The sequence below is a fragment of the Streptosporangium sp. NPDC002721 genome (assembly GCF_042888905.1).
GTDB lineage: Bacteria > Actinomycetota > Actinomycetes > Streptosporangiales > Streptosporangiaceae > Streptosporangium.
The window spans coordinates 12979-37452 of the sequence record NZ_JBIAQI010000039.1 but is presented as its reverse complement, the minus strand read 5'-3'; the positions used below and the strand labels follow the sequence as shown (position 1 = coordinate 37452).

Annotated in this window: 20 protein-coding genes; 14 read left to right on the top strand and 6 right to left on the bottom strand. The window is 71.1% G+C overall.

The window, feature by feature from the left end:
- Positions 1 to 90: 90 nt before the first annotated feature.
- Positions 91 to 1038, top strand: coding sequence for a sigma-70 family RNA polymerase sigma factor (locus tag ACFYWM_RS39525; protein WP_362680216.1), 948 nt, complete (start codon positions 91 to 93; stop codon positions 1036 to 1038).
- A 479-nt stretch (positions 1039 to 1517) separates the two neighbouring features.
- Here the strand turns inward: ACFYWM_RS39525 and ACFYWM_RS39520 are convergent, their stop codons facing one another.
- Positions 1518 to 1997: an ATP-binding protein gene (locus ACFYWM_RS39520; RefSeq protein ID WP_389925323.1), complete on the bottom strand. Its 480-nt coding sequence runs from the start codon at positions 1995 to 1997 to the stop codon at positions 1518 to 1520.
- 200 nt (positions 1998 to 2197) lie between these two features.
- Here ACFYWM_RS39520 and ACFYWM_RS39515 point away from each other — a divergent pair, with 200 nt between their 5' ends.
- Together ACFYWM_RS39515 and ACFYWM_RS39510 are read left to right on the top strand one after the other, a co-directional pair.
- Complete coding sequence (locus tag ACFYWM_RS39515; RefSeq protein WP_389925321.1) at positions 2198 to 2512, top strand: multiprotein-bridging factor 1 family protein; 315 nt, start codon at positions 2198 to 2200, stop codon at positions 2510 to 2512.
- A gap of 34 nt (positions 2513 to 2546) precedes the next feature.
- The gene (locus tag ACFYWM_RS39510) at positions 2547 to 3569 is read left to right on the top strand and encodes a hypothetical protein (RefSeq protein WP_389925318.1); all 1023 of its coding nucleotides are present in this window, start codon (positions 2547 to 2549) and stop codon (positions 3567 to 3569) included.
- Between the two features lie 183 nt (positions 3570 to 3752).
- On the opposite strand, the gene ACFYWM_RS39505 is transcribed toward ACFYWM_RS39510, so the two are convergent.
- Both ACFYWM_RS39505 and ACFYWM_RS39500 read right to left on the bottom strand, forming a co-directional pair.
- Entirely contained in the window at positions 3753 to 4208 is a 456-nt protein-coding gene (locus ACFYWM_RS39505) for a DUF6069 family protein (protein ID WP_389925316.1), read from the bottom strand.
- An 82-nt stretch (positions 4209 to 4290) separates the two neighbouring features.
- Positions 4291 to 5289: an RNA polymerase subunit sigma-70 gene (locus tag ACFYWM_RS39500; RefSeq protein ID WP_389925313.1), complete on the bottom strand. Its 999-nt coding sequence runs from the start codon at positions 5287 to 5289 to the stop codon at positions 4291 to 4293.
- Between the two features lie 646 nt (positions 5290 to 5935).
- On the opposite strand from ACFYWM_RS39500, the gene ACFYWM_RS39495 reads away from it, so the two are divergent.
- The 9 genes from ACFYWM_RS39495 to ACFYWM_RS39455 all read left to right on the top strand — a co-directional run bounded on the left by ACFYWM_RS39495 (position 5936) and on the right by ACFYWM_RS39455 (position 17208).
- Positions 5936 to 6718, top strand: coding sequence for a multicopper oxidase domain-containing protein (locus ACFYWM_RS39495; protein ID WP_389925311.1), 783 nt, complete (start codon positions 5936 to 5938; stop codon positions 6716 to 6718).
- A 1-nt stretch (position 6719) separates the two neighbouring features.
- The gene (locus ACFYWM_RS39490) at positions 6720 to 7895 is read left to right on the top strand and encodes a ZIP family metal transporter (protein ID WP_389925309.1); all 1176 of its coding nucleotides are present in this window, start codon (positions 6720 to 6722) and stop codon (positions 7893 to 7895) included.
- An 862-nt stretch (positions 7896 to 8757) separates the two neighbouring features.
- On the top strand, positions 8758 to 10071 hold the full coding sequence (locus tag ACFYWM_RS39485) for an ammonium transporter (protein ID WP_389925306.1): 1314 nt from the start codon (positions 8758 to 8760) through the stop codon (positions 10069 to 10071).
- Positions 10068 to 10406, top strand: a complete 339-nt coding sequence (locus ACFYWM_RS39480; RefSeq protein WP_389925304.1) for a P-II family nitrogen regulator — start codon at positions 10068 to 10070, stop codon at positions 10404 to 10406. Before ACFYWM_RS39485 ends, ACFYWM_RS39480 begins: the two co-directional genes overlap by 4 nt.
- A 3-nt stretch (positions 10407 to 10409) precedes the next feature.
- Entirely contained in the window at positions 10410 to 12686 is a 2277-nt protein-coding gene (locus ACFYWM_RS39475) for a [protein-PII] uridylyltransferase (protein WP_389925301.1), read from the top strand.
- A gap of 124 nt (positions 12687 to 12810) precedes the next feature.
- On the top strand, positions 12811 to 15819 hold the full coding sequence (locus ACFYWM_RS39470) for a nitrate- and nitrite sensing domain-containing protein (RefSeq protein WP_389925298.1): 3009 nt from the start codon (positions 12811 to 12813) through the stop codon (positions 15817 to 15819).
- Positions 15816 to 16238 (top strand): roadblock/LC7 domain-containing protein, encoded by a 423-nt coding sequence (locus ACFYWM_RS39465; RefSeq protein ID WP_389925295.1) that lies wholly within the window; start codon positions 15816 to 15818, stop codon positions 16236 to 16238. The genes ACFYWM_RS39470 and ACFYWM_RS39465 overlap by 4 nt, the downstream gene beginning before the upstream one ends.
- Positions 16239 to 16277: 39 nt before the next feature.
- Positions 16278 to 16640: a DUF742 domain-containing protein gene (locus tag ACFYWM_RS39460; RefSeq protein WP_389925292.1), complete on the top strand. Its 363-nt coding sequence runs from the start codon at positions 16278 to 16280 to the stop codon at positions 16638 to 16640.
- Entirely contained in the window at positions 16621 to 17208 is a 588-nt protein-coding gene (locus ACFYWM_RS39455) for an ATP/GTP-binding protein (RefSeq protein ID WP_389925289.1), read from the top strand. Before ACFYWM_RS39460 ends, ACFYWM_RS39455 begins: the two co-directional genes overlap by 20 nt.
- 94 nt (positions 17209 to 17302) lie before the next feature.
- Here ACFYWM_RS39455 and ACFYWM_RS39450 read toward each other — a convergent pair whose 3' ends face one another.
- A complete protein-coding gene (locus ACFYWM_RS39450) occupies positions 17303 to 18304 on the bottom strand; it encodes an ABC transporter substrate-binding protein (RefSeq protein WP_389925287.1) in 1002 nt (333 codons plus the stop codon).
- A 442-nt stretch (positions 18305 to 18746) separates the two neighbouring features.
- On the opposite strand from ACFYWM_RS39450, the gene ACFYWM_RS39445 reads away from it, so the two are divergent.
- Both ACFYWM_RS39445 and ACFYWM_RS39440 read left to right on the top strand, forming a co-directional pair.
- Entirely contained in the window at positions 18747 to 21761 is a 3015-nt protein-coding gene (locus tag ACFYWM_RS39445) for a nitrate- and nitrite sensing domain-containing protein (protein ID WP_389925284.1), read from the top strand.
- Positions 21761 to 22342 carry a DUF742 domain-containing protein gene (locus ACFYWM_RS39440; RefSeq protein ID WP_389925281.1) on the top strand — a complete coding sequence of 194 codons (582 nt, stop codon included), beginning with the start codon at positions 21761 to 21763 and terminating at the stop codon, positions 22340 to 22342. The genes ACFYWM_RS39445 and ACFYWM_RS39440 overlap by 1 nt, the downstream gene beginning before the upstream one ends.
- A gap of 9 nt (positions 22343 to 22351) precedes the next feature.
- Here the strand turns inward: ACFYWM_RS39440 and ACFYWM_RS39435 are convergent, their stop codons facing one another.
- Together ACFYWM_RS39435 and ACFYWM_RS39430 are read right to left on the bottom strand one after the other, a co-directional pair.
- Positions 22352 to 23356, bottom strand: a complete 1005-nt coding sequence (locus tag ACFYWM_RS39435; protein ID WP_389925278.1) for an SIS domain-containing protein — start codon at positions 23354 to 23356, stop codon at positions 22352 to 22354.
- Positions 23357 to 23471: 115 nt separating this feature from the next.
- Positions 23472 to 24455 carry a hypothetical protein gene (locus tag ACFYWM_RS39430; protein WP_389925274.1) on the bottom strand — a complete coding sequence of 328 codons (984 nt, stop codon included), beginning with the start codon at positions 24453 to 24455 and terminating at the stop codon, positions 23472 to 23474.
- Positions 24456 to 24474: the final 19 nt, after the last annotated feature.

Sequence of the window (24474 nt, the reverse complement as noted above, 5' to 3'; positions counted from 1 at the left end):
CGTTGAAAAGACAAGCGATGTGTCTGTACGCACGGGGCGTCGAGCGAGCGGGTGGACACGTCATAAGCAGGCGGAGCGAGGTGCCATCGGATGGCAAGGCCGACGGGGAATCGGACGCAGGATCAGCATGTCTCTGATCGAGACCTGCTCGGGACCTACCTGGCAGAGATCGGGCGGGTGCCCCTGCTCACCGCGGAGGAAGAGGTCGAGCTCGCCAAGCGGATCGAGGCGGGTCTCTTCGCCGAGCAGTTGCTGGACGGTGGGTTGGGTGGATTGACGGAGCCGCGGATCGGGGACGCGGCCGATGAGGAGCTTGAACGACTGGCCGTTTCCGGGCGGAGGGCCAAAGACGAATTCATCCAGGCCAATCTACGTCTTGTGGTGGCCGTCGCGCGCAAATATTCAGGGCGGGGAATGCCGCTGATCGATCTGGTCCAGGAAGGGAACCTGGGACTGGTCCGCGCGGTCGAGAAGTTCGACTACCGGCGCGGTTACAAGTTCTCGACATATGCCACGTGGTGGATCAGGCAGTCGGTGGGGCGCGCCATCCACGAGCAGGCCCGGCCGGTGCGCCTGCCCACCCACGCGGGCGAGCAGATGACCAGGCTGATGCGGGTCCGCCGCGACATGCTGGCCGAGTTCGACCAGGAGCCGACCGACGCCGACCTGGCGACGGTGCTCGAACTCCCCATCGAGCGGGTGCGCGAGCTCCGCCGCTGGGCCTCCGACCCCGTCTCCCTGCAGCTGGGCGTGGGCGACGAGGACGAGACCGAGCTCGGCGACATGATCGCCGACGACACCTGGGCCGACCCCGAGCAGCAGGCGATGGACATCCTGGAGCGCGAGCGGCTGGAGGTGTGGCTGACCGGGCTGGAGGGGCAGACCCGCGAGATGCTCCGCTGGCGCTACGGCCTGATGGACGGACGCGAGCACACGCTGACCGAGGTCGGCGAGCGCTACGGCATCGGCCGCGACCGTGCCCGCCGGATCGAGCGTGACGCCCTGGCCCGGCTGCGGAAGATGGCCACGGCCGCCTAGTCCCCGACGATCCGGCACGGTCTCGTTTGGACCGTGCCGGATCGTTTTTTGCGGTGAGGGTTGTCGCTGCGGCGGGTCCGTGGTTGTTCGGGCTGTGGGCTTCGATGCCGTTCACGCCTGGCCGGTTGCATGGTTGTTCAGGCTGTGGCGCGTCGCCGGTTACGTCCCGGTGGGTTCCGGCGCCGTTCACGCTGCGGTGGGCGGGTGTTCCGGACGGCCGTCTCAGTTGCTGTCTCGTAGTTCAGGCCTCCGGCCTGCGCGGGCGCGACGGTTGCGGGCTCTTTTTAAGCCGTCCGGAACACCCGCCCACCTCCGCTGCACACCTTCTCGCCGTACGGCGCGCGGACCGTAGTGGCTTTCTCTCCGGCCGCCCGGTGTTCCGTGTGCGGCTGAAGCGATCCGTACGGGAGCGCTCGATGCGGGCGCCGTAGCTGAAGCTCCACCTCGGAGAAGAGCGCAGGGCGGGGCGCCGTACCGTGTCACGGTGATGTGAGGTCGAACTGCGCCCACACCACGTGGCCCACGGCCTGGGTGCCCCGATACCCGACTTTGGAGGCCAGGGCCGCCACGGTCATGAGACCCCGGCCGTTCTCCTCGTCACCGGCCGGACATCGCTGCCGTCGGGTTCTGGGCGTTCCACCCCAGCCACAGTCGTAGACGGCGACGCGGACGGTCGTGGTCTTGCGGATGACCTCGACGATGAAGGAGCCGTGAGCCTTCCCGCTGGCGGTGTGGCGCAGGGCGTTGCTGACAAGTTCGGAGACGACCAGTTCCGCGTCTTCGCGACAGGGGGAGTCGTCCAGCAGGAAGCGGACGAACTGGCGGGCCTGTGGGGCCTGATCAGGGTGTCCCAGGAAGGTGCGCCGCCAGGTCAGGCCGCCGGGGCGGATCGCCACCATCGCGTGGATCAGCTCGGGACGAGGTACGGCTGTGGATGGTCGGTGAGCGATGTCAGCCATTGAGAGCTCTCCGTTCGGCTCGACGGGATCGGACGCTCATCTCCCACGACATCCCACGTGACGACGGAACGGCAGAGCCCGTACGTACTGTGAAAGATCATTTGCGAACCTTGCAAAAACGGCGGGAAAGAGACGTGTGCGCCGCTCCTCAGGGTGACGCTCCGCTTACGATGGGATCCCTTCCCTGGATCAGGTGGCCCATGGTGGAGACGCGAAGGCATGACATGTCGCAGCCTCAGATGCGCGACGCGGTCGCCGCACACAACTACGGGAAAGTGGTACGGCTCGCCCGGCGTGCCCGGGGTTTGACGCAACAGGAACTCGGCGGCCGGACGGGTTACTCTGCCGCGACGATCTCGCGGCTGGAGACCGGGCATCAGGCGCTGGACGACATGACCACGCTTCGCATCCTTGCCCGCGCGCTCGACATTCCACCGTCATGGCTGGGGCTGTCGTCCCCGCTCGTGTCGGAGGATCCCGAGCGTCCACCCTCGTTTCACGACCGCGCCCGTTAGTGTTGAACCTCACCTGGCAGGGGAGGATGACGCCGTGAAGCGACGCCGGTTTCTCGCCGGGCTCACCGGTTTGACCGGGGCGGCCCTCCTCGCGGGGCATCAGGAGGCGGCCGATGCCGCGACGATGGCCCAGCGTCTCGAACGGTTTCTCACCTCGGACACCTCCGGGACCCCGACGACCGTCACCCAGCTGCGTGCGGCTCTGGACGTGGCGCGTACGACATTCGACGCCTGTCGGTACGGCGATCTGTCGACCATGCTTCCGAAAGTCGCCACCACCGCACAGGCCACCCTCACCCAGGTCGAAGGGCGTGAACGTGACCAGGTCAACGCCTGTCTCGCGGACGCCTACATGCTCACCAGCGAGCTCGCGGTCAAGCTCAACCAGGACGGCATGGCCTGGGTGGCCGCCGACAGGGCCCTCTCCACGGCCACCTTCTCGGGTGACCCGTTCGCGATCGCTGGAGCCTCCCGGGCCGTGGCGATCGCCATGCGACGCCAGGGGCGTCATGAGGGCGCGGTCGGCATGCTCACCCGTACCGCACTCGACCTGGGGGCGGACGGCGGTGCTCCCGAGCCGCAGATGCTCAGGGTCTACGCCGCGCTGTTGTGTACCGCCGCCTACTCCTGCGCCCAGAACGGCCTGAGAGCCCAGTCGCTCGATCTGATCGGGGAAGCGGAGCGGGCGGCGGGCCGCCTCCCCGAGGCCACGTCGCGGGGGAGGCTTCCGACGCCCGCGAACGTCGCGGTGTATCGGGTCGGCATCCACACGGCCCTCGGTGAGCCGGGTGTCGCTCTCGATCATGCCCGTGGGGTGAACCACCGCCTGCTTCCCACCCCTGAACGCCACGCGCGCTGGTGCGTCGACACGGCTCGGGCCTGGGAGCAGTTCGGCCGCCGGGACCGGGCGGTGACCGCGTTGCTCGCCGCCGAACGGGTCGCACCCCAGGAGATATGCCGACCGGCGGTGTCCACGCTGATCTCGGGGATGAGGTATGGCGGGGGCCCGGTCCCCTCGGAGCTTCACGCGCTGGCCGTTCGCAATGGCCTGAACTGACAGGAACCAGGCTGCCGCATGGTTTGTGTGATCTTCCCATGCCCGAAGGCGGGAGAGCGGTCGCAGCGCGGGCGATGTCGCCGACACGGCTTGTGGTGAGCGAGACATCGAGCCTTTCGCGACCTCCCACATCACAAACAGTGCCCCCTGCCGCTGCGCCGCGCGTGTCCCGTCGCGGGAGCGTCAATCGGTCCGGGCGCGGAGGCTTCGCGCCAGGGTGGGGATCATCACCGCCGCGGGGACGAGGTGCAGCCCGAGGAGGGCGGTGACGGTGGCGGCGTTCGCCCCGGAGAGGAAGGGCGGGATCAGCGAGATCGCGGTCAGTGACACCGCCGTCCACACGAATCGTTCGGCGGGGCGAGCGCTCCAGCGAAGAAGAGCGACGGCGATGACGACGCCCACGACCGAGAAGAAGCCGGTCACCACGGCGAACCCGGGCAACGGGATCGTCTCGCCGCCGTCGGGGATCTCGAAGTCGACGCCGGCGGCCTGGGCGAGCGCGGCGGCGAGGGTGGTGGCCGCCATCGCCGCGAGCGTGGCGACGAAACCGGTTCCGGCGAGCCCGCGGAGCCGGTGGGGGCGGCCGGTCCGGCCCGGTGCCGGGCCCGCGACGACCCCGGTGTCGTTCATGCTGTTCATGTCATCCTTCGTCATTCGGTAACCGGCGTAAGTGTGTGTTGACCGGCGTGTGACGGTCCTGGCCGCGGGGGCGAGCCGGGGACTACTCCGTGCCGTCCGCCGGCAGGCGCTCCGGCAGTCCGAGCCGCGGGAACCGGTCGTCGTGGAACGTGACGATCTCGGCGATCGCCCCGCCGGTGACGCGCAGGACGTCGATCGTCAGCGGCAGGTACGCACCCTCACGCTCCTGCCAGAGGTAGAAGGCGACGGCGGGCTGCCGGTTCGCGGAGGTGGGGACGGCGCGCATGCGCCTCATGCTCTCGAAGCCGTCCTCGACCCAGTCGTTCACCACCGTGTCGCGGCCGACGTACAGGCCCGGCGTGGGCGGCATCGAGCAGCGGACGTCGTCCCGCAGCAGCGCGGCGAGCCCGTCGACGTCCGTGGCCACGCTGGCGTCGGTGTAGCGGCGCACCAGCTCGCGCGTCCCGGCGTCCTCCTCGCCGCCGCTCCAGTCCTGCCGCTCGGCGGGCAGGTGCTCCCGCATGCCGGCGCGGGCTCGCTGCAGCGCGCTGTTCACGGAGTTGACGGAGTCTCCGAGGAGCTCCGCGACGTCCTTCGCCGGCCAGCCGAGCACGTCCCGCAGGATCAGCACGGCCCGCGGGCGCGGCGCGAGGTGCTGGACCGCGACCACGTACGCCAGCTCGATCGTCTCCCGCGCGACCGCGACGGCCTCCGGCTCGTCCGCGTCGCCCGCGGGCAGCTCGTCGAGCAGCCGGTCCGGGTAGGGCTGCAGCCACAGCACCTCGCCGCCGGTCGCGGGCTCCGGGCGGCACTTGGCGAGCAGGTCCAGGCAGGCGTTGGTGGCGATCCGGTAGAGCCAGGCCCGGAACGTCGACCGCCCCTCGAAGGTCTCCCGCCGCCGCCAGGCACGGAGGAACGTCTCCTGCACGGTGTCCTCGGCGTCCTCGAACGACCCGAGCATCCGGTAGCAGTGCACGTGCAGCTCCCGCCGGTGCCGCTCCGCCAGCCCCGAGAACGCCGGCTCGTCGACCTCGTCCAGCCCGCTCACGCCCAGCTCCTCCAGCCCTGTGCCCGCACTCATCACGTCATCCTTCCGTCTCGTCATGTTCCGTCGTAGGTATGACGGGTGCGGGCGCGACAACTCATCACCGGAGCCGGCCGGCATGGCCGATCCCGAGCCTCGCCCTCATCGACGCCCGGGGCCGCCGTACCCGCCCTCATCTGCAAGATCAGACTGGAAAGGACTCATTGCGACAATTCCGTTAAATCAGATATTAATGGTATGTCGACTGGCCGGATTGTCGTCATGGGCCTGATTGTATGGCAGGAATTGCCATTTACTGTCATCGCCAGCAAAGCATGTTTTGTTCTGGCATTTTGGGTCAAATGGGGGCTTAATTTGCGTATTGTAACGCGAGCCTTGACCATTTACCGTGTTTCATATGTCAGACATCTCTCGACGTAGCGCAATTGCCGCATTGGCTCCCGCTGTCGGAGCCGCTGTCGCCGCGCGTCTGGCCGGAGGGCCGGCGGTTCCGGCACCCGGACCGGGCGACCACCAGCATGTTCCGGCACACACCGCAGGGTCCGCGCACGCCGGCTTCCGGTCGGGCACCCAGGTGGACAATGGCAAGAACGGGTTTCACCCAACGGCGCTCCTCCGGGATTTCGACAGGGGGAAGGAGTCTTCGCTGCCCGGTGGGAGGACGCTTCGAGAATGGACGCTGGTGGCTCGCGAGAGGCCGATCGAGGTGGCTCCCGGAGTCGTGTTCCCCGCCTGGACCTATAACGACAGGATTCCCGGCCCCGCGCTTCGCGCGAACGAGGGCGACCGCCTGCGGATCACCCTCGTCAACGAATCGGCGCACGCGCACACGATTCACTTTCACGGCCTGCACGCGGCGGAGGTCGACGGGGTCACGGGGATAGGCCTCGGCCTGATCCAGCCGGGCGGGCGGGCGGTGTACGAGTTCGACGCGGAGCCGTTCGGCGTGCATCTGTACCACTGCCACGTCACGCCACTCGCCGCCCACATCGCCAAGGGCCTGTACGGCGCCTTCGTCATCGACCCGAAGGACTCGCGCACCGAGGCCGACGAGCTGGTGATGGTCATGAACGGGTTCGACACCAACTTCGACCGCTCGAACGAGCTGTACGCGGTCAACAGCATCCCCTTCGCGTACATGGGGGAGCCGGTGAAGGTGACCGTCGGCGAGCTGGTGCGGATCTATCTCGTCAACATCCTCGAATACGACCTCGTCAACTCCTTCCACGTCCACGGGAACTTCTTCGACTGGTATCCGACCGGCACGTCGCCGCGCCCCGCGGAGCACACCGACACCGTGATGCTCTGCCAGGGGCAGCGGGGCATCCTCGAAATGACCTTCTCCCGCCAGGGGCGCTTCATGTTCCACGCCCACCAGTCGGAGTTCGCCGAGCTCGGCTGGATGGGCTTCTTCGAGGCCGGCTGCGGCGGCACCGCTTCCACCGAATGCGAAAGGAACCGGTGACATGGAGGAGCACCAGACGCGTCATCCGGGTGGCACCCGCCTGAGGACATGGCTGCTCGGTCTCCTGCCGTTGTGCGTCATCGCCGTGGCCGTAGCGGGTCTCGCGGTCCTGGACGGCCCTGGCCTGTCCGCGCGCAACGGCCCCCCGGCCGAGGAGCTCACGGTGGAGCGGACGATACTCGGCGCGGGTTCCATCGAACTGGTCGTGCGCAACCAGGGCCCCGACCCGGTCGCCGTCGTCCAGGTCGCGGTCAACGACGCCTTCACCGACTTCCGGATGAGCGAACCGGAGATCGGCCGCCTCGGCTCCACCAACGTCCGGATCACCTACCCCTGGGTCGACGCGGAGGCCTACGAGGTGACGCTCCTCACCTCCACCGGAGGCGTCGTCACCCACGAGATCCCGGTCGCCGTCACGACCCCCGACCCGTCCGGGTTCGTCGGCCTGATGGCGCTCCTGGGGACGTACGTCGGGGTGATCCCCGTGGCCATCGGGATGCTCTGGCTGCCGTGGCTGCGGCGGGTGCCCCCGGCCTGGATCCGCGCGCTGATGGCACTCACCATCGGCCTGCTCGCCTGGCTGGCGATCGACGCGGCGCTGGAGGGCGTGGAGGTCGCGAACGCCGGTGCGAGCGGGCTCGGCGGCGCCGGACTAGTGGCGCTGGGCGCCGTCGCCGCGTACCTGCTGCTGTCCGGCCTGCACGCCTGGATGGCCACGCGACCGGGACGGGCGGGCGGCTACCGCCTGGCGCTGCTCGTGTCCGTCAGCATCGGCCTGCACAATCTCGGCGAAGGGCTCGCGATCGGCTCGGCCTACGCCGTCGGCGCGCTCGCCCTGGGCGCGACGCTCGTCGTCGGCTTCGCGATCCACAACACCACCGAGGGCCTCGCCATCGTCGCGCCGGTCAGCGAGGAACGCACCTCACCGCCACGGCTGGCACTGCTGGGCCTCGTCGCCGGCGTCCCGGCCATCCTCGGCGCCTGGCTCGGCGCCGCCACCGTACAACCCGCGATCGCCGCGCTGCTGCTGGGCCTGGGTGTCGGCGCGATCGCGCAGGTGATACTCCAGATCGCGCCGTCGGTGCGTGACCACACGGGACGGCTGCTGCACCCCCTCGGCATCACCGGCATCCTCGCCGGAATGGCCCTCATGTACGCCACGGGACTCCTGACCTGATCCGCACGGGGCGAAATTCTTCTCTTCCCGGTACGTGAACATTTGGTTTCCGCGGTGCGCGCCCTGCGCTCCTTTCGAAAGTGACGCTTCAGCTACGGCGCCCGCACAAAGCGGTCCCGTATGGATCGCTTCAGCCGCGCGGAGAACGCCGGGCGGCCGGAGAGAAAGCGACTACGGTCCGCGCGCCGTACGGCGAGAACGCGTGCAGCGGAGGTGGGCGGGTGTTCCGGACGGCTTGAAAAGAGCCCGTAACCACCGCGCCCGCGCAGGCCGGAGGCCTGAACCACAAGACAGCGACTGAGACGGCCGTCCGGAACACCCGCCCACCGCAGCGTGAACGGAGACGGAACCCACGCGAAGCCCGTCGCACCCTGAACGGAGACGGAACCCACGCGAAGCCCGTCGCACCCTGAACGGAGACGGAACCCACGCGAAGCCCGTCGCACCCTGAACGGAGACAAGCCCACTTGAGGCCCACCGCAACCTGAACGGCACCGAAGCCGATCAAGGTCGCACGAGGTCCTGGCCAGGGATTAGGGCCCCACTGTCCGGCCCAGGGGGACACGACGGGCGTGGCGGCCGTCATCGCCGAGGGCGCCAAAGCCTCTGGGAACCGCCAAGCCAAGCCCACCCGGGCCCTTTTCCGGTCATCTCCAAGTCATGGCTCACCTTGTCCGAAACACGTCTGAAACACCATGCGGCCGAGATTCACAGATGTGAAACACGCAAGGTCGCACCCTGAAACGGTGGAAGAACACGCTGTGGCGCAACGTCAGTGCGCGGCCGGTCGATGGAGCCCAGGAAGCGATCACTGCGACTGTGAAACCGGCCACACGCCATTTGTAAGGGAGGGTCGCGTCGAATGAAGATCGATAGCGGCACCACTGCCTGGATGCTCACAGCCACCGCCTTGGTGCTGCTGATGACTCCTGGCCTCGCGTTCTTCTACGGAGGAATGACAAGGGCCAAGAGTGTCCTGAACATGATGATGATGTCGTTCGTCAGCATCATCACCGTCACCATCACATGGGTGCTCTACGGGCACTCGCTGACCTTCACCGACAACGGCAGCGAGCTCGTCAACAAGTTCATCGGCGGCTTCGACGCCCTCGGGCTGCAGAGCCTGGTCGACACCGCCACCAAGGACGACGGCACGGGCATGCCGAGCCTGGTGTTCTCGGCCTTCCAGCTCACTTTCGCGATCATCACCGTCGCGCTGATCAGCGGTGCCATCGCCGACCGCGCCAAGTTCGGCGCCTGGGTGCTGTTCACCGTCGTCTGGGCGACGATCGTCTACTTCCCCGTGGCCCACTGGGTCTGGGGCAACGGCTGGCTGTTCAACCTCGGCATCGAGGACTTCGCCGGTGGCACCGTGGTCCACATCAACGCCGGAGCCGCGGCGCTGGCACTGGCACTCGTGCTCGGCAAGCGCGCCGGGTGGCGCAAGGAGCCGATGCGGCCGCACAACCTGACCCTGGTCCTGCTCGGCGCCGGTCTCCTGTGGTTCGGCTGGTTCGGCTTCAACGCGGGCTCCGAGCTCGCGGTGGACGGCACCGCCGGCCTCGCGTTCATGAACACCCAGATCGCCACCGCCGCCGCGGCGGGCGCCTGGCTCGTGGTCGAGAAGATCCGCGACGGTCACGCCACCAGCCTCGGCGTCGCCTCCGGCGCCGTCGCCGGTCTGGTCGCCATCACCCCGGCCTGTGGTTTCGTGGACCCCTGGGCCGCCCTGCTCCTCGGCCTCGTCGCCGGCGCCGCCTGCGCCTACGCGGTGGGCCTGAAGTACAAGTTCGGCTACGACGACTCCCTCGACGTGGTCGGCGTGCACCTGGTCGGCGGTGTGGTCGGCGCGGTCTCCCTGGGCTTCATCGCCGCCTACCCGTTCCTGGACCAGCAGAGCACCGGCCTCTTCTACGGCGGCGGCGTCAAGCAGCTGGGCCTGCAGATCCTTGGCCCGGTCGCGGTCGGCGCCTACTCCTTCATCGTCACCTGGGTGATCGCTAAGATCATTGACAAGACGGTCGGTTTCCGGATCGGCGCCGAGGAAGAGATCACCGGCATCGACATCACCTCCCACGCCGAGACCGGGTACGACCTCGGCACCATTCACTCCTCGGGTGTGGCCGCCGTCAACGGACCGGTTCCCACCCCGGCGTCTAAGAAGGTGGACGCATGAGACTCATCACCGCGATCATCAAGCCGTTCAAGCTCGATGACGTGAAAGCGGCCCTGGAGCAGTTCGGGGTCAAGGGCATGACGGTCAGCGAGGCCAGCGGCTACGGCCGCCAGCGCGGTCACACCGAGGTCTACCGCGGCGCCGAGTACCAGGTCGACCTGGTGCCCAAGGTCCGCCTCGAAGTGCTCGCCGAGGAGGAGGACGCCGACGACATCATCGACGTCATCGTCAAGGCCTCGCAGACCGGCAAGATCGGTGACGGCAAGGTCTGGTCCGTTCCGGTGGACACGGTCGTCCGCGTCCGTACCGGAGAACGCGGACCTGAGGCGCTCTAACCGGTGAGAGGCGACACTCGCTCGTACGCCGCGGCCCGTAAGGAACGGGCCGCGGACATCGACCGCTGGCTGACGGACCTGGTCCGCACCGCCGTCGGCACGCCGTACGGGCCCAACGGGGGAACGACGAGAAACGACGAGCGCGGCGCCCTCAGCGGGGTCGCGCTCGTCGCGGTCGGGAGCCTCGGCCGCTCCGAGCTCGCGCCGGGCAGCGACCTCGACCTGGTCCTGCTCCACGACGGGCGCGACGACGTGGCGCGCGTCGCCGACCGCGTCTGGTACCCGATCTGGGACTCCGGGGTCGGGCTCGACCACTCGGTGCGGACGGTGGACGAGGCGGCCAAGGTCGCCAGGGAGGATCTGAAGGCGGTCCTCGGCCTGATCCAGGCGCGGCACGTGGCGGGAGACCCGGAGCTGACCCGCTCGGCGCGCGAGATCGTGCTCGCCGAGTGGCGCGCCGACTCCCGGCGGCGCCTGGGCGAGTTGCGCGACGCCGCCGACAAGCGGGCGGAGGCCAGCGGGGAGCTGGCGTTCCTGCTCGAACCCGACCTCAAGGACTCCCGGGGCGGCATCCGCGACGTGCAGGCGATGCAGGCCGTGGCGGCGGCCTGGGTGGCCTCGGCGCCGGGCCCCCGGGTGCGCGAGGCCTACGAGCTGCTGCTCGACGTCCGGCACGGCCTGCACCTGGTGACCGCCCGTGGCGCAGACAGGCTGGTGCTCCAGGAGCAGGACGCCGTCGCCGGGATGCTCGGCCTGCTCGACGCCGAGGCGCTGATGCGCAGGCTCGCCGAGGCCGCCAGGACGATCGGGCACTCCTTCGACGCCACCTGGCGCACCGTCGACCGGTTGCTGACCGGCCCCACCCCGCGTGGCCGCCGCCCGCTCGCCGACGGCGTCGTCGAGCACGGCGGGGAGGTCGTGCTCGCCCGCGGGGTCAACCCGCGCAAGGACCCGGTGCTGGTGCTGCGCGCCGCCGCCGCGGCGGCCGAGGCGGGCCTGCCGCTGGCGCCCGCCACGGTCACCGCGCTGGCCTCCCAGTCGCCGCCGCTGCCCGTACCCTGGCCCGACGAGGCGCGGGACGCCCTGGTGGCGCTGCTGGGCGCCGGTCGCGCGGCCGTACCGGTCTGGGAGGAGCTCGACCAGGCCGGGGTGCTGGTCCGCCTGCTGCCCGACTGGGAGCGGGTGCGGCACCGCCCGCAGCGCAACCCGGTGCACCGCTACACCGTCGACCGGCACCTGATCGAGACCGCGGCCGGGGCCGCCTCGTTCACCCGCGAGGTCTCCCGGCCCGACCTGCTGCTCATCTCGGCGCTCCTGCACGACATCGGCAAGGGGTACCCCGGCGACCACTCCACCACCGGCGCCGTCGTCGCGCGAGACATCGGCGCCCGGATGGGCCTGTCCCCGTCCGACGTCGACATCCTGGAGACCGTGGTCCGCCACCACCTGCTGCTGCCCGAGACGGCCACCCGCCGCGACCTGGACGACCCGGTGACGATCTCCCGGGTGGCCGAGGCCGTCGGCTCGCGCGAGGTCCTCGAACTGCTGGCGGCCCTCGCCGTGGCCGACGGCCACGCCACCGGCCCCGCCGCCTGGAACTCGTGGAAGGCCTCGCTCGTCGCCGACCTGGTACGCCGGGTCCGTTCGGCGCTCTCGGGGACCCCGCTGCGCCCGGCCCCTTCGCTCTCGGTGGAGCAGGCGTCCCTGGCCCGCCACGGCGGCGGTGCCGTGCGCGTCAACGGGGGAGCGGTCACCGTGGTCGCGCCCGACCGCGCCGGGCTGCTCTGGCGCGCGGCCGGGGTGCTGGCCGCGCACCGGATGGTGGTCCGCGCCGCGTCGGCCGCCTCGGCGGGGACGACCGCGGTCATCGAGTTCTCGGTCGTGCCCGAGTACGGCTCGCCGCCCGACCCCGCGACGCTGGAGGCCGACCTGCGCCTGGTCCTGGCAGGCCGCCTCGACATCGAGCAACGTCTGGCCAGGAGGACCAGGTCGATGCGCCCGGCCCGGGTGCCGGTGGCGCCGCCGAGGGTGAACCTGGTGGACGACGCGTCCAACACCGCCACCGTCATCGAGGTGCGCGCCCATGACCGTCCGGGGCTTTTGTGGCGGATTGGTAGAGCATTTGGTGAATGTGGTCTTGACGTACGGGCCGCCCGTGTGGAGACTCTCGGCGCAGAGGCGGTGGACGTCTTCTACGTGGTCGACCGGGCCGGCCGCCCGCTGACCGACGAGGCGCAGCGGACGCAGGTGCGTGATCAGGTGCTTGCTGCCCTCCGGTAACAGTAGCGGTCTCTCGTCTCCTTCGTAACGATTAAAGTCGCTATGTCGGTTTTGCCGATTCTTTCCCATGACCTTGTGGTCTGATGTTGTCCACTTGTGTCGCGATTGAGGGGTATCGAGAGCGGTGACTACGGCGACATCCGAGAGCGGGGGTGCTCCGGCACCCGACCGCGGCAAGCGGCTTGCCGCCCGGTTCGGCCTGAAGAACTGGCGTGTCCGTTCGCGCCTGACGGCCCTGATCCTGGTGCCGACGGCGGTGGGCGTCGTGCTCGCCGGCACGCGCGTGGTGGCCTCCGTGGACAGCGTGGCCGGATACCAGCGGACCGCCGCCGCCGCGGAGTACTCGGGCGGTCTCCGCGACCTGGCCCAGGCTCTCGGCTTGGAACGTGACCGGGGCGCGTGGTCGTCTTTCCAGCCCTCGAACAAGGGTTTGAAGGACAGTTCCGACGCGCAGCGCAAGACCGTGGACGCGCTGGTCAAGAAGGTACGGCTGGAAGTCCAGGCGATCGACGACTCCTACGGCGCCCGGGTCGTCGAGGCGGCCAGGAACGTGGGCTACCAGCTGGAGGGCCTTCCTGAGCTGCGGCGACTGGAGGGCATCGCCCGCGTGGAACGGTACAGTTCCATGATCGCCCCGCTGCTGACGCTCCACGAGGAGCTCACGCTGGTCAGCGACGATCCGGAGATCATCGGCAACACCCGAGCGCTCAGCGCCCTGGCGTACGCCAAGGAGGAGGTCTCCAAGCAGCGCGCCCGGCTGCTGGCCGGTTACTACGCGCCCTCGCTGATCAACCCGCAGGAGGTCGAGAAGTTCATCGCCTCCCGCTCCCGCATGGACGAGTACGAGTCGGACTTCGGTGTCGAGTCGAGCCCGGACAACGCCCAGCTCCTCGTCACCGCCCTGATCGACGAGCGGGTCCACCGGGCCGAGCTGACCAAGGCCAGGGTGATCGTGCTCGCGAGCAACCCCGCGCGCACCGGGCGGCTGCTGTCCAGCTTCAACGAGGTCAAGCAGTGGTTCTCCGACAACACCGTGGTCCTCGACCGGATGCGGAAGGTCGAGACCCAGGTCGCCGCCGACGTGGTCACCCGGGCCCGGGACCTGGAGGACGCCGAGCAGCGCAACGCGATCGTCACCGCCGGGCTGATCCTGCTCCTGCTCCTGCTGGTGCTCGGCCTCACGGTCCTCATCGCCCGCTCGATGGTGTCGCCGCTGCGCCGCCTGCGCGTCGAGGCGCTGGAGGTGGCGAGCTTCCGCCTCCCCGAGATCGTCCGCCGCCTGCGGGTCTCCGGCGACACCCGCACCCCCGACATCGACCCCATCTCGGTCGACACCAGCGACGAGATCGGCGAGGTCGCCAAGGCCTTCGACGAGGTCCACCGGCAGGCCGTGCGCCTGGCCTCGGAGGAGTCGGAGCTCCGCTCCAACATCAGCGCGATGTTCGTCAACCTGTCGCGGCGCACGCAGACCCTGGTCGAGCGGCAGATCTCGCTGATCGACGGCCTGGAGAAGGGCGAGGAGGACGGCGGCCGCCTGGCCGACCTGTTCAGGCTCGACCACCTGGCCACCCGCATGCGCCGCAACTCCGAGAACCTCCTGGTCCTCGCCGGTCACGAGCCGACCCGCAGGCGAAGCCAGCCGGCCAAGCTCGTCGACGTCGTCCGCGCCTCCCTGTCGGAGGTCGAGGACTACGAGCGGGTCCAGGTCAAGGTGCACCGCACCATCTCGGTCGCGGGCAGCGCCGCCAACGACATCGTCCACCTGGTCGCCGAGCTGGTGGAGAACGCCCTGCAGTTCTCCCCCCGGGCGAGCCAGGTCGTGGTCTCCAGCAGCGTGATCGAGGGCGGCGGCGCGCTGCTCGCGGTCAGCGACCCGGGCATCGGCATGACCCACGAGGAGCTCGTCGAGACGAACCGCCGGCTGGCGGACCCGCCCGTCGTCGACGTCTCGGTGTCGCGACGCATGGGCCTGTTCGTGGTCGGCCGCCTGGCGCTGCGCCACGGCATCCGGGTCCAGCTGCGCCCGCAGGAGGGCGGCGGTCTCGTCGCCATGGTCCTGTTCCCGCCGGAGCTCGTCGTCCAGGCGGTCCAGCCGGTGCAGACGCCCTCCTGGGGGGCCGAGCCGCCTCCCTCGCAGAACCACTTCGCCCCGGCGGCCGCGCCCGTCCAGCAGTCCTCGTACGGGCACACCCACCCCTCGTTCGAGCAGGGACAGTCGCCGTTCGGGTCGAACCCCTTCGGGCAGGCGTCGTACGGGCAGAACTCCTTCGGGCAGACCTCGTTCGGCCAGGAGGTGTTCGGGCGGGAGGCGTTCGGGCAGGCGTCCGTGGACGTGCCCCCCTTCGGCTCCACCCCGCCGTTCGGTGCCCCTCAGGCCCCTGGAGGCCCCTCCGGAGCCCCGCCTGTGAGCGGCCCGCCTGTGAGCGGTCCGCCTGTGAGCGGTCCGCCGCTGCCCAAGCGGCAGGTCAACGGCAACGGGAGCCCTCCCGTCTCCGAGTTCTCCGCCTGGGGCCAGTCGTCGTACGAGGACACGGCCGTGGGGGCGATGCCCGCGGTGGGGGTCTCCCCGCTGGAGGCCGAGCAGGAGGAGTACCTGCCCATCTTCGCCTCGATCGAGTCCGCCTGGTTCCGCCGGGCGGAGGAGCCGGGCGAGAGCCCGGCCGCGGGCGTGGCCCCGGGCGGGGCCGCGGGCGTGGCCTCGGGCGGGGCCGCGGGCGGGGTCCCCGGATGGGGTACGTCCCCCGGAGCGGGGAGCGAGCCCCACGAGCCGGCGTGGGGGGAGGAGCCGACGCCCCCGACCGGGATGCCGGCCAGGGAGACGGCCCTCGACACGCCGCCGGCGGCCGGGACGGACAGCTGGAACACCCCCGCCGACGCCGGCTGGCGGGCCGCCCAGGCGGCGAGCGAGCCCGCGCTCGGCGGGGTGACCGCCGCGGGCCTGCCCAAGCGCACTCCCAAGGCGAACCTCGTACCCGGCACGGCCGCCGCCGTGCCGTCCACCCCAATGCCGCCCCTGTCGCCGGACAGGGTGCGAAACCGTCTGTCGAGCTTCCAGCAGGGCGTACGGCGGGGCCGTGCCGAAGTAGTCGACACCACCACCAGAAGCCTGGTTGACGAGGAGGAGGGCTCGTGACGACCCTGAGTCATGAGGCACGCAGGTTCGACTGGTTGATCACCGAGTTCGTCCGCGGCACGCCGGGTGTCGCGCACGCGGTGTGCGTCTCGGCCGACGGGCTGAGGATCGCCAGTTCCGAGGGGTTCCCCCCCGACAGGGCCGACCAGCTCGCCGCCGTCTCGGCGGGCCTGCTCAGCCTGACGGTGGGCGCCTCCCGGGTGTTCGAGGGCGGCGCCGTCACCCAGACGGTGGTCGAGATGGAGCGTGGCCTGCTGCTGGTCATGGCGATCAGCGACGGCTCCGTGCTCGCCGTGCTGGCCTCCCCCGACTGTGACATGGGGCTGGTGGCGTACCAGATGACCATGCTCGTCGACAGGGCCGGACAGGTGCTCACCCCGGCGCTCCGCGCCGAGCTGCAGTCCTCCCGGGGCCGGTGATGACCGCGCTCACGCCCGGTGTCCTCACGGGAGAGGCTCGTGCTCGGGGTTGACGGGGCCGGGGACGACGAGCCCCTGTTCCGTCCGTACGCCGTCACCGGCGGCAGGTCGGAGCCCCGTTTCCACCTTGCGATGGAGGCGCTGGTCTCCTCCTCCTTCATCATGGAGGAGGATCTGGCCCTGCTCACCCCCGAGCAGGACGCCATCATCAGGCTCTGCCGTTCGTACCGGTCGGTCGCCGAGATCTCGGCCCTGCTGAGGGTGCCGCTCGGCGTGGCCCGCGTGCTGGTGGCGGATATGGTCGACGAGGGCTTCGTCCGGATCCATCAGCCGCATCTCAATGAGGGACAACCGGACCTCAACATGCTCGAAAGGGTTCTCAGTGGACTTCGCAGGCTCTAGCCAGGGTGGCCTGACGTCAACGAAGATCGTTGTCGCGGGTGGGTTCGGCGTCGGCAAGACCACGTTCGTGGGGGCCGTGTCGGAGATCGTGCCGCTGACCACGGAGGCGGTGATGACCGACGCCAGCGCCGGGATCGACGACCTGGGACTCACCCCTCACAAGAGCACCACCACGGTCGCGATGGACTTCGGCCGTCTCTCGCTGGACCGCGACCTGATCCTGTACCTGTTCGGTACGCCGGGTCAGCACCGGTTCTGGTTCATGTGGGACGACCTGGTCCGCGGCGCGATCGGCGCGGTGGTCCTGATCGACACCCGGCGGCTGGCCGACGGCTTCCCGGCGATCGACTACTTCGAGGAGGCCAAGCTCCCCTTCGTGGTCGGCGTCAACGGCTGGAACGGCGAGTTCCCGCACCACGAGGAGGAGGTGCGCGAGGCCCTGACGCTGGCCCCGCACATCCCCGTGGTGCGTACCGACGCCCGCTCCCGCGACTCGGTCAAGAGCACGCTGATCACTCTCGTCGAGCACGTGCTGCGGGTCCGCTCGGCCTACGGCTCGTCGGTGTAGTCCCGCTCTCCGCGAGGGGACGGGTCCGCGCTCCGCGGGCCCGTCCCCTGTCGCTGTCACGGGCCCCGCCGCGCCGTCCGGCGGGCGGGACGCGTCAGTGCGGTATCCACTCCTTCCAGGTGATCCTGTTCGCGTCGATCCACTTCTGGGCCGCCCGGCCGGCGTCGAGGCCGTTGCCGGCGATGTCGTTCGCCACCGCGTTCTGCTGCTCGTTCGTCCAGGAGAAGTTCCGTACCAGCTCGTAGGCCCGGCCGCCGGTGTCGGCGAACCGCCTGCTCACGATCTTGTCGAGCAGGTAGGGCGGGTAGTCGCACCTCACCGCGGCGGGGTCGGCGTCGCAGCCGATCGCGTACGGCGGGAGGTTGACCTTCGCCAGCTTGATCTGGCTGAAGAGCCACTGCGGTTCGTAGAAGTACATCAGCAGCGGGGTGCGGTCGCGGGTCGCCCGTCTCGCGGCGTCGATCAGCGCCTTCTCGCTGCCCGCGTAGACGACCCGGTAGTCGAGGCCGAGATTGCGGACGAGGGCCTCGTCGTTGGTGACGTACGAGGGGTCCCCGTCGAGGAGCTGGCCCAGGTTGCCGGACTTGCCGGTCCTGAAGAGGTGGGCGTACCTGTTGAGCCGCCGCCAGTCGGTGATCCCGGGATACTTGTCCGCCATCCACTGGGGGACGTACCAGCCGATGACCCCCCTGGCGCCGCTCCGTCCCGCGGAGACCGCGACCTTCTTCTCCTCGATGTAGGTCCGCTTCAGCGACTCCCGCCCCCAGTTCTCCACGATGACGTCCACCGTGCCCTTCTCAAGGCCCTCCCAGGACTGCGGCGGGGTGAGTCTCACCGTCTGCACCCGGTAGCCGAGTTCCTGGGTGAGCAGGCGGCCGATGACGGCGGCGCCCGCCTCGTAGCCCACCCAGTCGTTGACGGCGATCCTCACGGTCCCGGGAGACGGGGGAGCGGGGACGTCCACCTCCTCATCGGTGCACGCGGAGAGGGGCAGGAGCAGCGCGACGGCCGCGCCGAAGGCCAGGAGCCGGGAGGTGGCGCGGGCGGGCGGTCGGGAGCCGCGAACCGGGCTCGCGGCGTCGCCGGGTGTGGCCACGGTCTCCTCCAGGGCTCGCCGCCCGGACCCGGCGGGCCGGGGCCGCCGGGGGCCCCTGAGGACGCGGGGGACGCCGGGAACGCCGGGAACGCGGGGAACGCGGTGCGGCTACGGATGTAGGGAGTCAAGATATGGCGTACATATCGCGAACCACAAAGTCGTCATCCACCGGCGGCCGGCAAGCTTCCGTCGCGGGCTCCGGGCCTGTGGATGTGGAACGGTGCAAACGGTCATATTGGTCGATAAATGCTCAATAAGGGTGTCCGGCGAGCCGGAAGCGGGGTTCCCGGCATAGCGGGAGCTCCGCACACAGTCCCCACATCACCAGGAATACGTATTTATCGAGCTGTGTTCGCTTGGCCCCATAGGTTGATATGTGCTCGAATTGCCGGGAACCACGGGAAATTCGGCCAGAGGTTCATCCGCGAGAGGGCAGCGTCCGGTGAGTCCACACGAGATCCACGACGCGGGCAGCGGCCTGCGCCCGCGGAACTGGCGGGTACGCCGGCGTCTCGTCGCGCTCGTTCTGGTGCCCACGATCGCCGCGGTGCTGCTCGGCGGTGTCCAGGTGTTCGCCTCGATACGCGCGGCGGGGGACTACCAGCGGGTCAACGACCTCGCCCGGCTCTCCGCCCGCATCGGCACGCTCACCCATGAGCTCGCCGAGGAGCGCGACCACACCGCCTGGTTCATCGCCCTCGGCCGGCCGAAGGACGGCGTGCGGGACGTGAAGGCCCGGATGGACCTGGTCGACAGCTCCGCGGCGCGCGTCCGCGAGAGCGGCTCGCTGCTCGGCGGGGAGGTGAGCGGCCGTACCAGGGAAGAGGTCGAGACCGCGATCGCCCGCCTGGAGGACCTCCGCCCGCTGCGCGAGCAGGCACTGCGCTCGGGGCTGCTGCCCGACGCGGCCATCGCCGCCTACTCCCTGGTCATCGCCGACCTGCTCTCCCTGTACGACGAGCTCGGCAAGGGCAGCGCCGACGACGTCCTGTTCGGCCAGGCGATCAGCCTGGACGCGCTCGCCCGCGCCAAGGAGGCACTCTCCTTCCAGCGGGCGCTGCTGACGGTGGTGCTCGTGGCGGGCCGGTTCGAGCCGGGGCAGATGGAGCGCTTCCTCGGCGCGCTCTCCACCGAGCGCGGCGAGCGCGGGACCTTCGCCGCCGAGGCCGGAAGCCGGGAGCGCCGCCTCTTCGACGAGACCGTCAACGGCCGTGCCGCCGAACGCGCCGAACTCCTCCGCGAGCTGGTCCTGCACCGCGCGGCCTCCGGCATCCCGCTGAGGGGCCTGGACTTGGCGCGCGAGAACGACGCCAAGGAGTGGTACGACGCGGCCACTGTCACCATCGGCCACATGCGCGCGGTCGAGGAGCGGCACGCCCAGGAGATCGTGGCGCGCAGCCAGCGGCTCGGCGACGCCGAGCACGGCCACGCCCTGCTGGTCGCGATGGCCGTCGCCGCCCTGCTGGCGTTCGTGCTGGTGATCACCATCGGGGTGGCCCGCTCGCTGGTCAGGCCGCTGAGGCGGCTGCGCAGGGAGGCGCTGGAGGTCGCCGGGGAGCGGCTGCCCGCGTACGTCCAGAAGGTCCGCGAGTCGCACGGGGGAGAGATCGCCGCCGACGTGCCACCGATCGGGGTGCTGTCTCGCGACGAGATCGGCGAGGTCGCCAGGGCGTTCGACGAGGTCCACCGGGAGGCCGTGCGGCTGGCGGGCGACGAGGCCAGGCTGCGCACCAGCGTGAACGCGATGTTCGTCAACCTCTCGCGGCGGAGCCAGAGCCTGGTGGAACGCCAGCTCACCCTGGTCGAGCGGCTGGAGCGCGGCGAGCGCGATGACCAGCGGCTCGCCGACCTGTTCAAGCTCGACCACCTCGCCACCCGCATGCGCCGCAACAGCGAGAACCTGCTCGTCCTCGCGGGGCAGGAGGTGGCGCGGCGCTGGAGGCAGCCGGTCGAGCTGATGGATGTGGTCAGGGCCGCGCTGTCGGAGGTGGAGAACTACGAGCGGGTGACGAACCGGGTCCAGTCGGAGGTCGCCGTCGCGGGCCCCGCGGTGAGCGACGTGGTCCACCTGCTCGCCGAGCTGGTCGAGAACGCCGTCTCGTTCTCGAAGCCGGACACCAGGGTCACGGTGTCCAGCAGCCGGGTCGACGACGGGGGCGTGATGGTCTCGGTGACCGACAGGGGCATCGGCATGACGCCCGAGGAGCTCTCCCAGGTCAACCGGCGCCTGGCCGGCCCGCAGGACGCCGACGCCTCGATCGCCCGCCACATGGGCCTGTTCGTCGTCGGCCGCCTCGCCCTCAAGCACGGCGTCCGCGTCCAGCTCCGGCCCCAGGACTCCGGCCTGACCGCGATGGTCATGATTCCCGAGTCGCTCCTCGTCCTGCCGCCCATCGTGGGCCGGCCGGCCGGTTACCCGCAGCCAGCGGCCGCCTTCTCCGGGGCGCCGGCGGCCGTGACCGGCCTTCCCGCGGGCGTGGTGGGCCTGCCCGCGGGGGTGGCCGCCTTCCCGCTCCCCGACGACGCGGACGGCCCGCCCGCCACGCCGTTCCCGCACACCCCCGACGAAGGTGAGGACGATCCGGACGTGGCGTTCCCCCAGGTAGCCGATGCCGCGAGCCCGTCGGGCGCGCCCCTGCTCGCGGCGCCCACGGCCGAGCAGGCACCTCCCGCGACGCGGACGCCGCTGCCCTCGCGGGTCAGGCCGGACGCGACCGCGCGGAGCGTGTGGAGCCCGCCCGCGGAGCGGCTCCGCCCGCCGGGGAAGCGGGGGGGATTCCCGCCCGGCCCGTTCGACCGCCTTCCCGGCCCGCTCGACGTCCCGTCCGGTTCCTCCGAGCGCCCTTCCGGCCCGCTCGACGGCTCGCCCGGTTTCCTCGACGGCCTTCCCCCGCTGGACGGGACCGGTGCGGGGAGTCCGGCGGAGGGGGAGGACGACTTCCTGCCGATCTTCGCCGCGGTCGAGTCCGCCTGGTTCCGGGCCGCCCTCTCCCGCGATCCCGGTGCGCGCACGGCCCGCCCCGGGGCGGGCGCCGCTTCCGGCCCGGCTCCGGAGGGCTCCGCCTCCGGCGATTCCACTTCCGAGGGCTCCGGTGATTCTGGTGCTCCCGAGGGCCCCGGTGGTTCCGGTGGCCCCGTCCCCGAGGAGGTCCGGGCCGAGCCCGAGCCCTGGACCTCGCCCGGTGACCTCGGCTGGCAGGCCGCGCAGGCGGCGAACGCGCCCGTGCTCGGCGGCACGACCGAGGCGGGCCTGCCCAGGCGCACCCCCCGGGCCAACCTGGTCCCCGGCTCGGTCACCCCGCCCGCGCGGCCCGAGCCGTCGGGGCCGTCGGGGCCGTCATCGTCCCCGGCGCCGGCCAGGCCCGCCCTCTCGCCCGAGCGGATGCGCAGCCGTATGGCGAGCTTCCAGGAGGGCGTGCGCAAGGCGCGTAACGAGCTCCCGGGCAGGGAGCGGTGATGCGGGCCGGCAACCGCGACCACGGGCGGGAGTCCCGCGACGGTCACGCCTCCCCGGGGGAGGAGTGGGAGGACGACACTCCCAGGTACGGCCTCCCGGCCGGGGCCGCGGGACACAGGTGGCCCGTGGCCCTGCCCGCGCGCGGTGCCGCGCGGCCGGGATACGGCGCCCCGCAGGAGCCGCCCGGCCTCGCGGCCCGGCGGGACGGGCGTCCGGGGTACGAGCCGGACCACGACGAGCCGGCCGAGGAGGAGAGCTCGCTGATCCGGATGTACGCCGTGACCGGGGGGCGGGTCGTCCCGAGCTCGAAGCTCGCCATGGAGGCGCTGGTCGCGACCACGACCACGACGCCGCTCGGCCTGTCCTACATCCGGGAGTACCGCTTCATCAGCGACCTGTGCCGCAGCATCCGCTCGATCGCGGAGATATCCGCCCTCCTGAGCGTCCCCCTCGGGGTCACCCGCGTCCTGGTCTCCGACATGGAGTCCGAGGGCCTGGTGCGGATCCACCGCCCCCGGGTCACCGCGGCGGGCCCCGGGCCCGACCTGCTCGAACGCGTCCTCAACCACCTCAGGAACTAGGGGCGGGCGTCAGCTTCCCGCGAGCCACCAGCGGGCGGCGACGAGCTCGGCCACCAGGGTCTCGGTCAGGAGCGCCACGTCCGGGTCGTCGTCGTGGCGGTAGCGGACGCAGGCCCTCGCCCCGGGAAGGTCGCCGCCGACGGCCAGGACGGTGGAGCCGCGCTGCCCGATCCAGTCCATGGCCTGCTCGTCGTAGCGGGAGCCGGGGAAGAGGATGGCCCGGTAGTCGAGGGTCTTGGTGAGGTAGACGTCCACGTGGGCCCAGTCCCCGGTCTCGCACGCGTCGGCCGCCCTGCGAGGGCCCTCCCGGAACATCAGCGCCGACTGCTCGGCCGACGAGAGGTGCTCGGCGGGGGCGATCGTGTAGACGCCGTGCGGGCCGTCGAGCAGCGCCGCCGCCCCCTCCAGCCACTCGTCACGGCGGTCGAGCAGGTCGGCGGTGGCCTCGGCCGTACGCCGGAGCAGCTCGGGCACGTCCCGGCCGAGACCGCCGGGCTCGTCCCCGGCCGGGACGCGCCCGCCCCAGCCGGGGACGGTGAGATGGCCGCCGAGCGCCAGGAGCAGGGCGAGGGTGTGCTGGAAGGTCCTGCAGGAGACGCCGCCGCGCTCCTCGCCCGCCACCATCGGGACCACCAGGTCGGCGCCCTCGGTGACGGCTGAGCCGGGGTTGTTGGTCAGCGCGAGGACGAAGGACCGGCCACGGTGGCGGGCGACCGCGTCCAGGGTCTCCCGGCTGCCGCCGGTGGCGGAGATGGCGACCACCAGCGTGTCCGGGCTCGGCGGGTAGGACAGCGCGGCGGAGGCGTACTCGGCCACCGCGTCCACCCCCGCGGCCCGCAGGCGCAGCGCGGCCACCTGTGCGGCGTAGCGGGAGCTGCCCATGCCGAGCAGGAGCACCCGCCGGATCCCCGTGGGGATCCCCGCGAAGGGATCACCCGCCTCCAGGGCGTCGGCCAGCGCGGCCAGCGCGGCGGGCTTGGCCTCCAGATCGGCGAGGTACAGCTCGGGAATCACGGTCTCTCCTTCATCGGAAGCGTCGGAAGCGTCGGGTTCGGCGGTAACAGCGGGAGCGGTGTCGGGACCGCGGCACCGGTTCGGCGGTAGCGCGGCTGCGGCCCCCCCACGGGGTTCAGCGGTAGCGGGAGCGCAGCACGCCCATCGGGGCGTAGCGCCAGCGGGGCAGGTGCCTGGCCGCGTAGACGAGCTCGCGGCACTCCTGCTCGATCTCGAACGGGCGCAGCAGGGAACGGTCCAGGAGCGCGGCGTGGCCCCGCTCGTCCAGCCGGTCGCGGTAGGCCGACTCCAGGGCGGCGCGGGCCGTGGCCGACCATCCGGCGATCACCTCGGGGTCGGCGTCGCGCCGCCTGATCGCGACCTGGCCGACGTGTTCGAGGCTCGTGGTGAGCTGGGCGAGGTCGCGGGCCGCGGGCTGGAAGGGGTCGGCGCCCGCGACGGTCGGGTTGCCGTCGAAGTCGATCACCGCGTAGCCGTCCCGCCAGCGGAGGACCTGGCCGACGTGCAGGTCCCCGTGGATGCGGATCAGCGGGGTGGCTCCCGCGGAGGCCGGCGGCGCCAGGTCGGCGCGGAGCGCGTCGGCCCGCTCCGCGAGCCAGTCGCCGTCCTCCCCGCCGGTGAGCGCCAGCGCCTCCGCCAGCGCCTCGCCCGCCCGGAGCGACCACGGGCTCTCTCCCGCCCGTACGGCGTCCGCCTGTCTGACGGGGCCGGGGAAGGTCGCGGACGGGGTGGCCATCGCCGCGTGCAGGTCGGCGGCGAGAACGCCCAGGTCGGCGGCGAAGGAGGTGCCTCCGGAGACGGCCTCGTCCACGCACCACTCCCAGCCGTCCACGGCCCCCGGCAGGTACGCGGTGACGAGGGCGACCAGCAGTTCCGAGCCGTCGGCGGCGCGCCGGGAGACGGACGCGTACGGCGTGGCGGTCGCGGTGAAGCCGACCGACGTCAGGTGCGCGAACACGTCGGGCGCGGGCTGGGGGAGCGGCGCGGGAGGGGTGAGCCATTTCACGACGATCCGCTCACCGACGATCACCGAATGGTTGGTCTGGTCGACCTCGATCCCCCGCTCGGCACTCCCGGCGCCCTGGCCGGTCGATGACAATTGAGTGTCGATTGAGAAA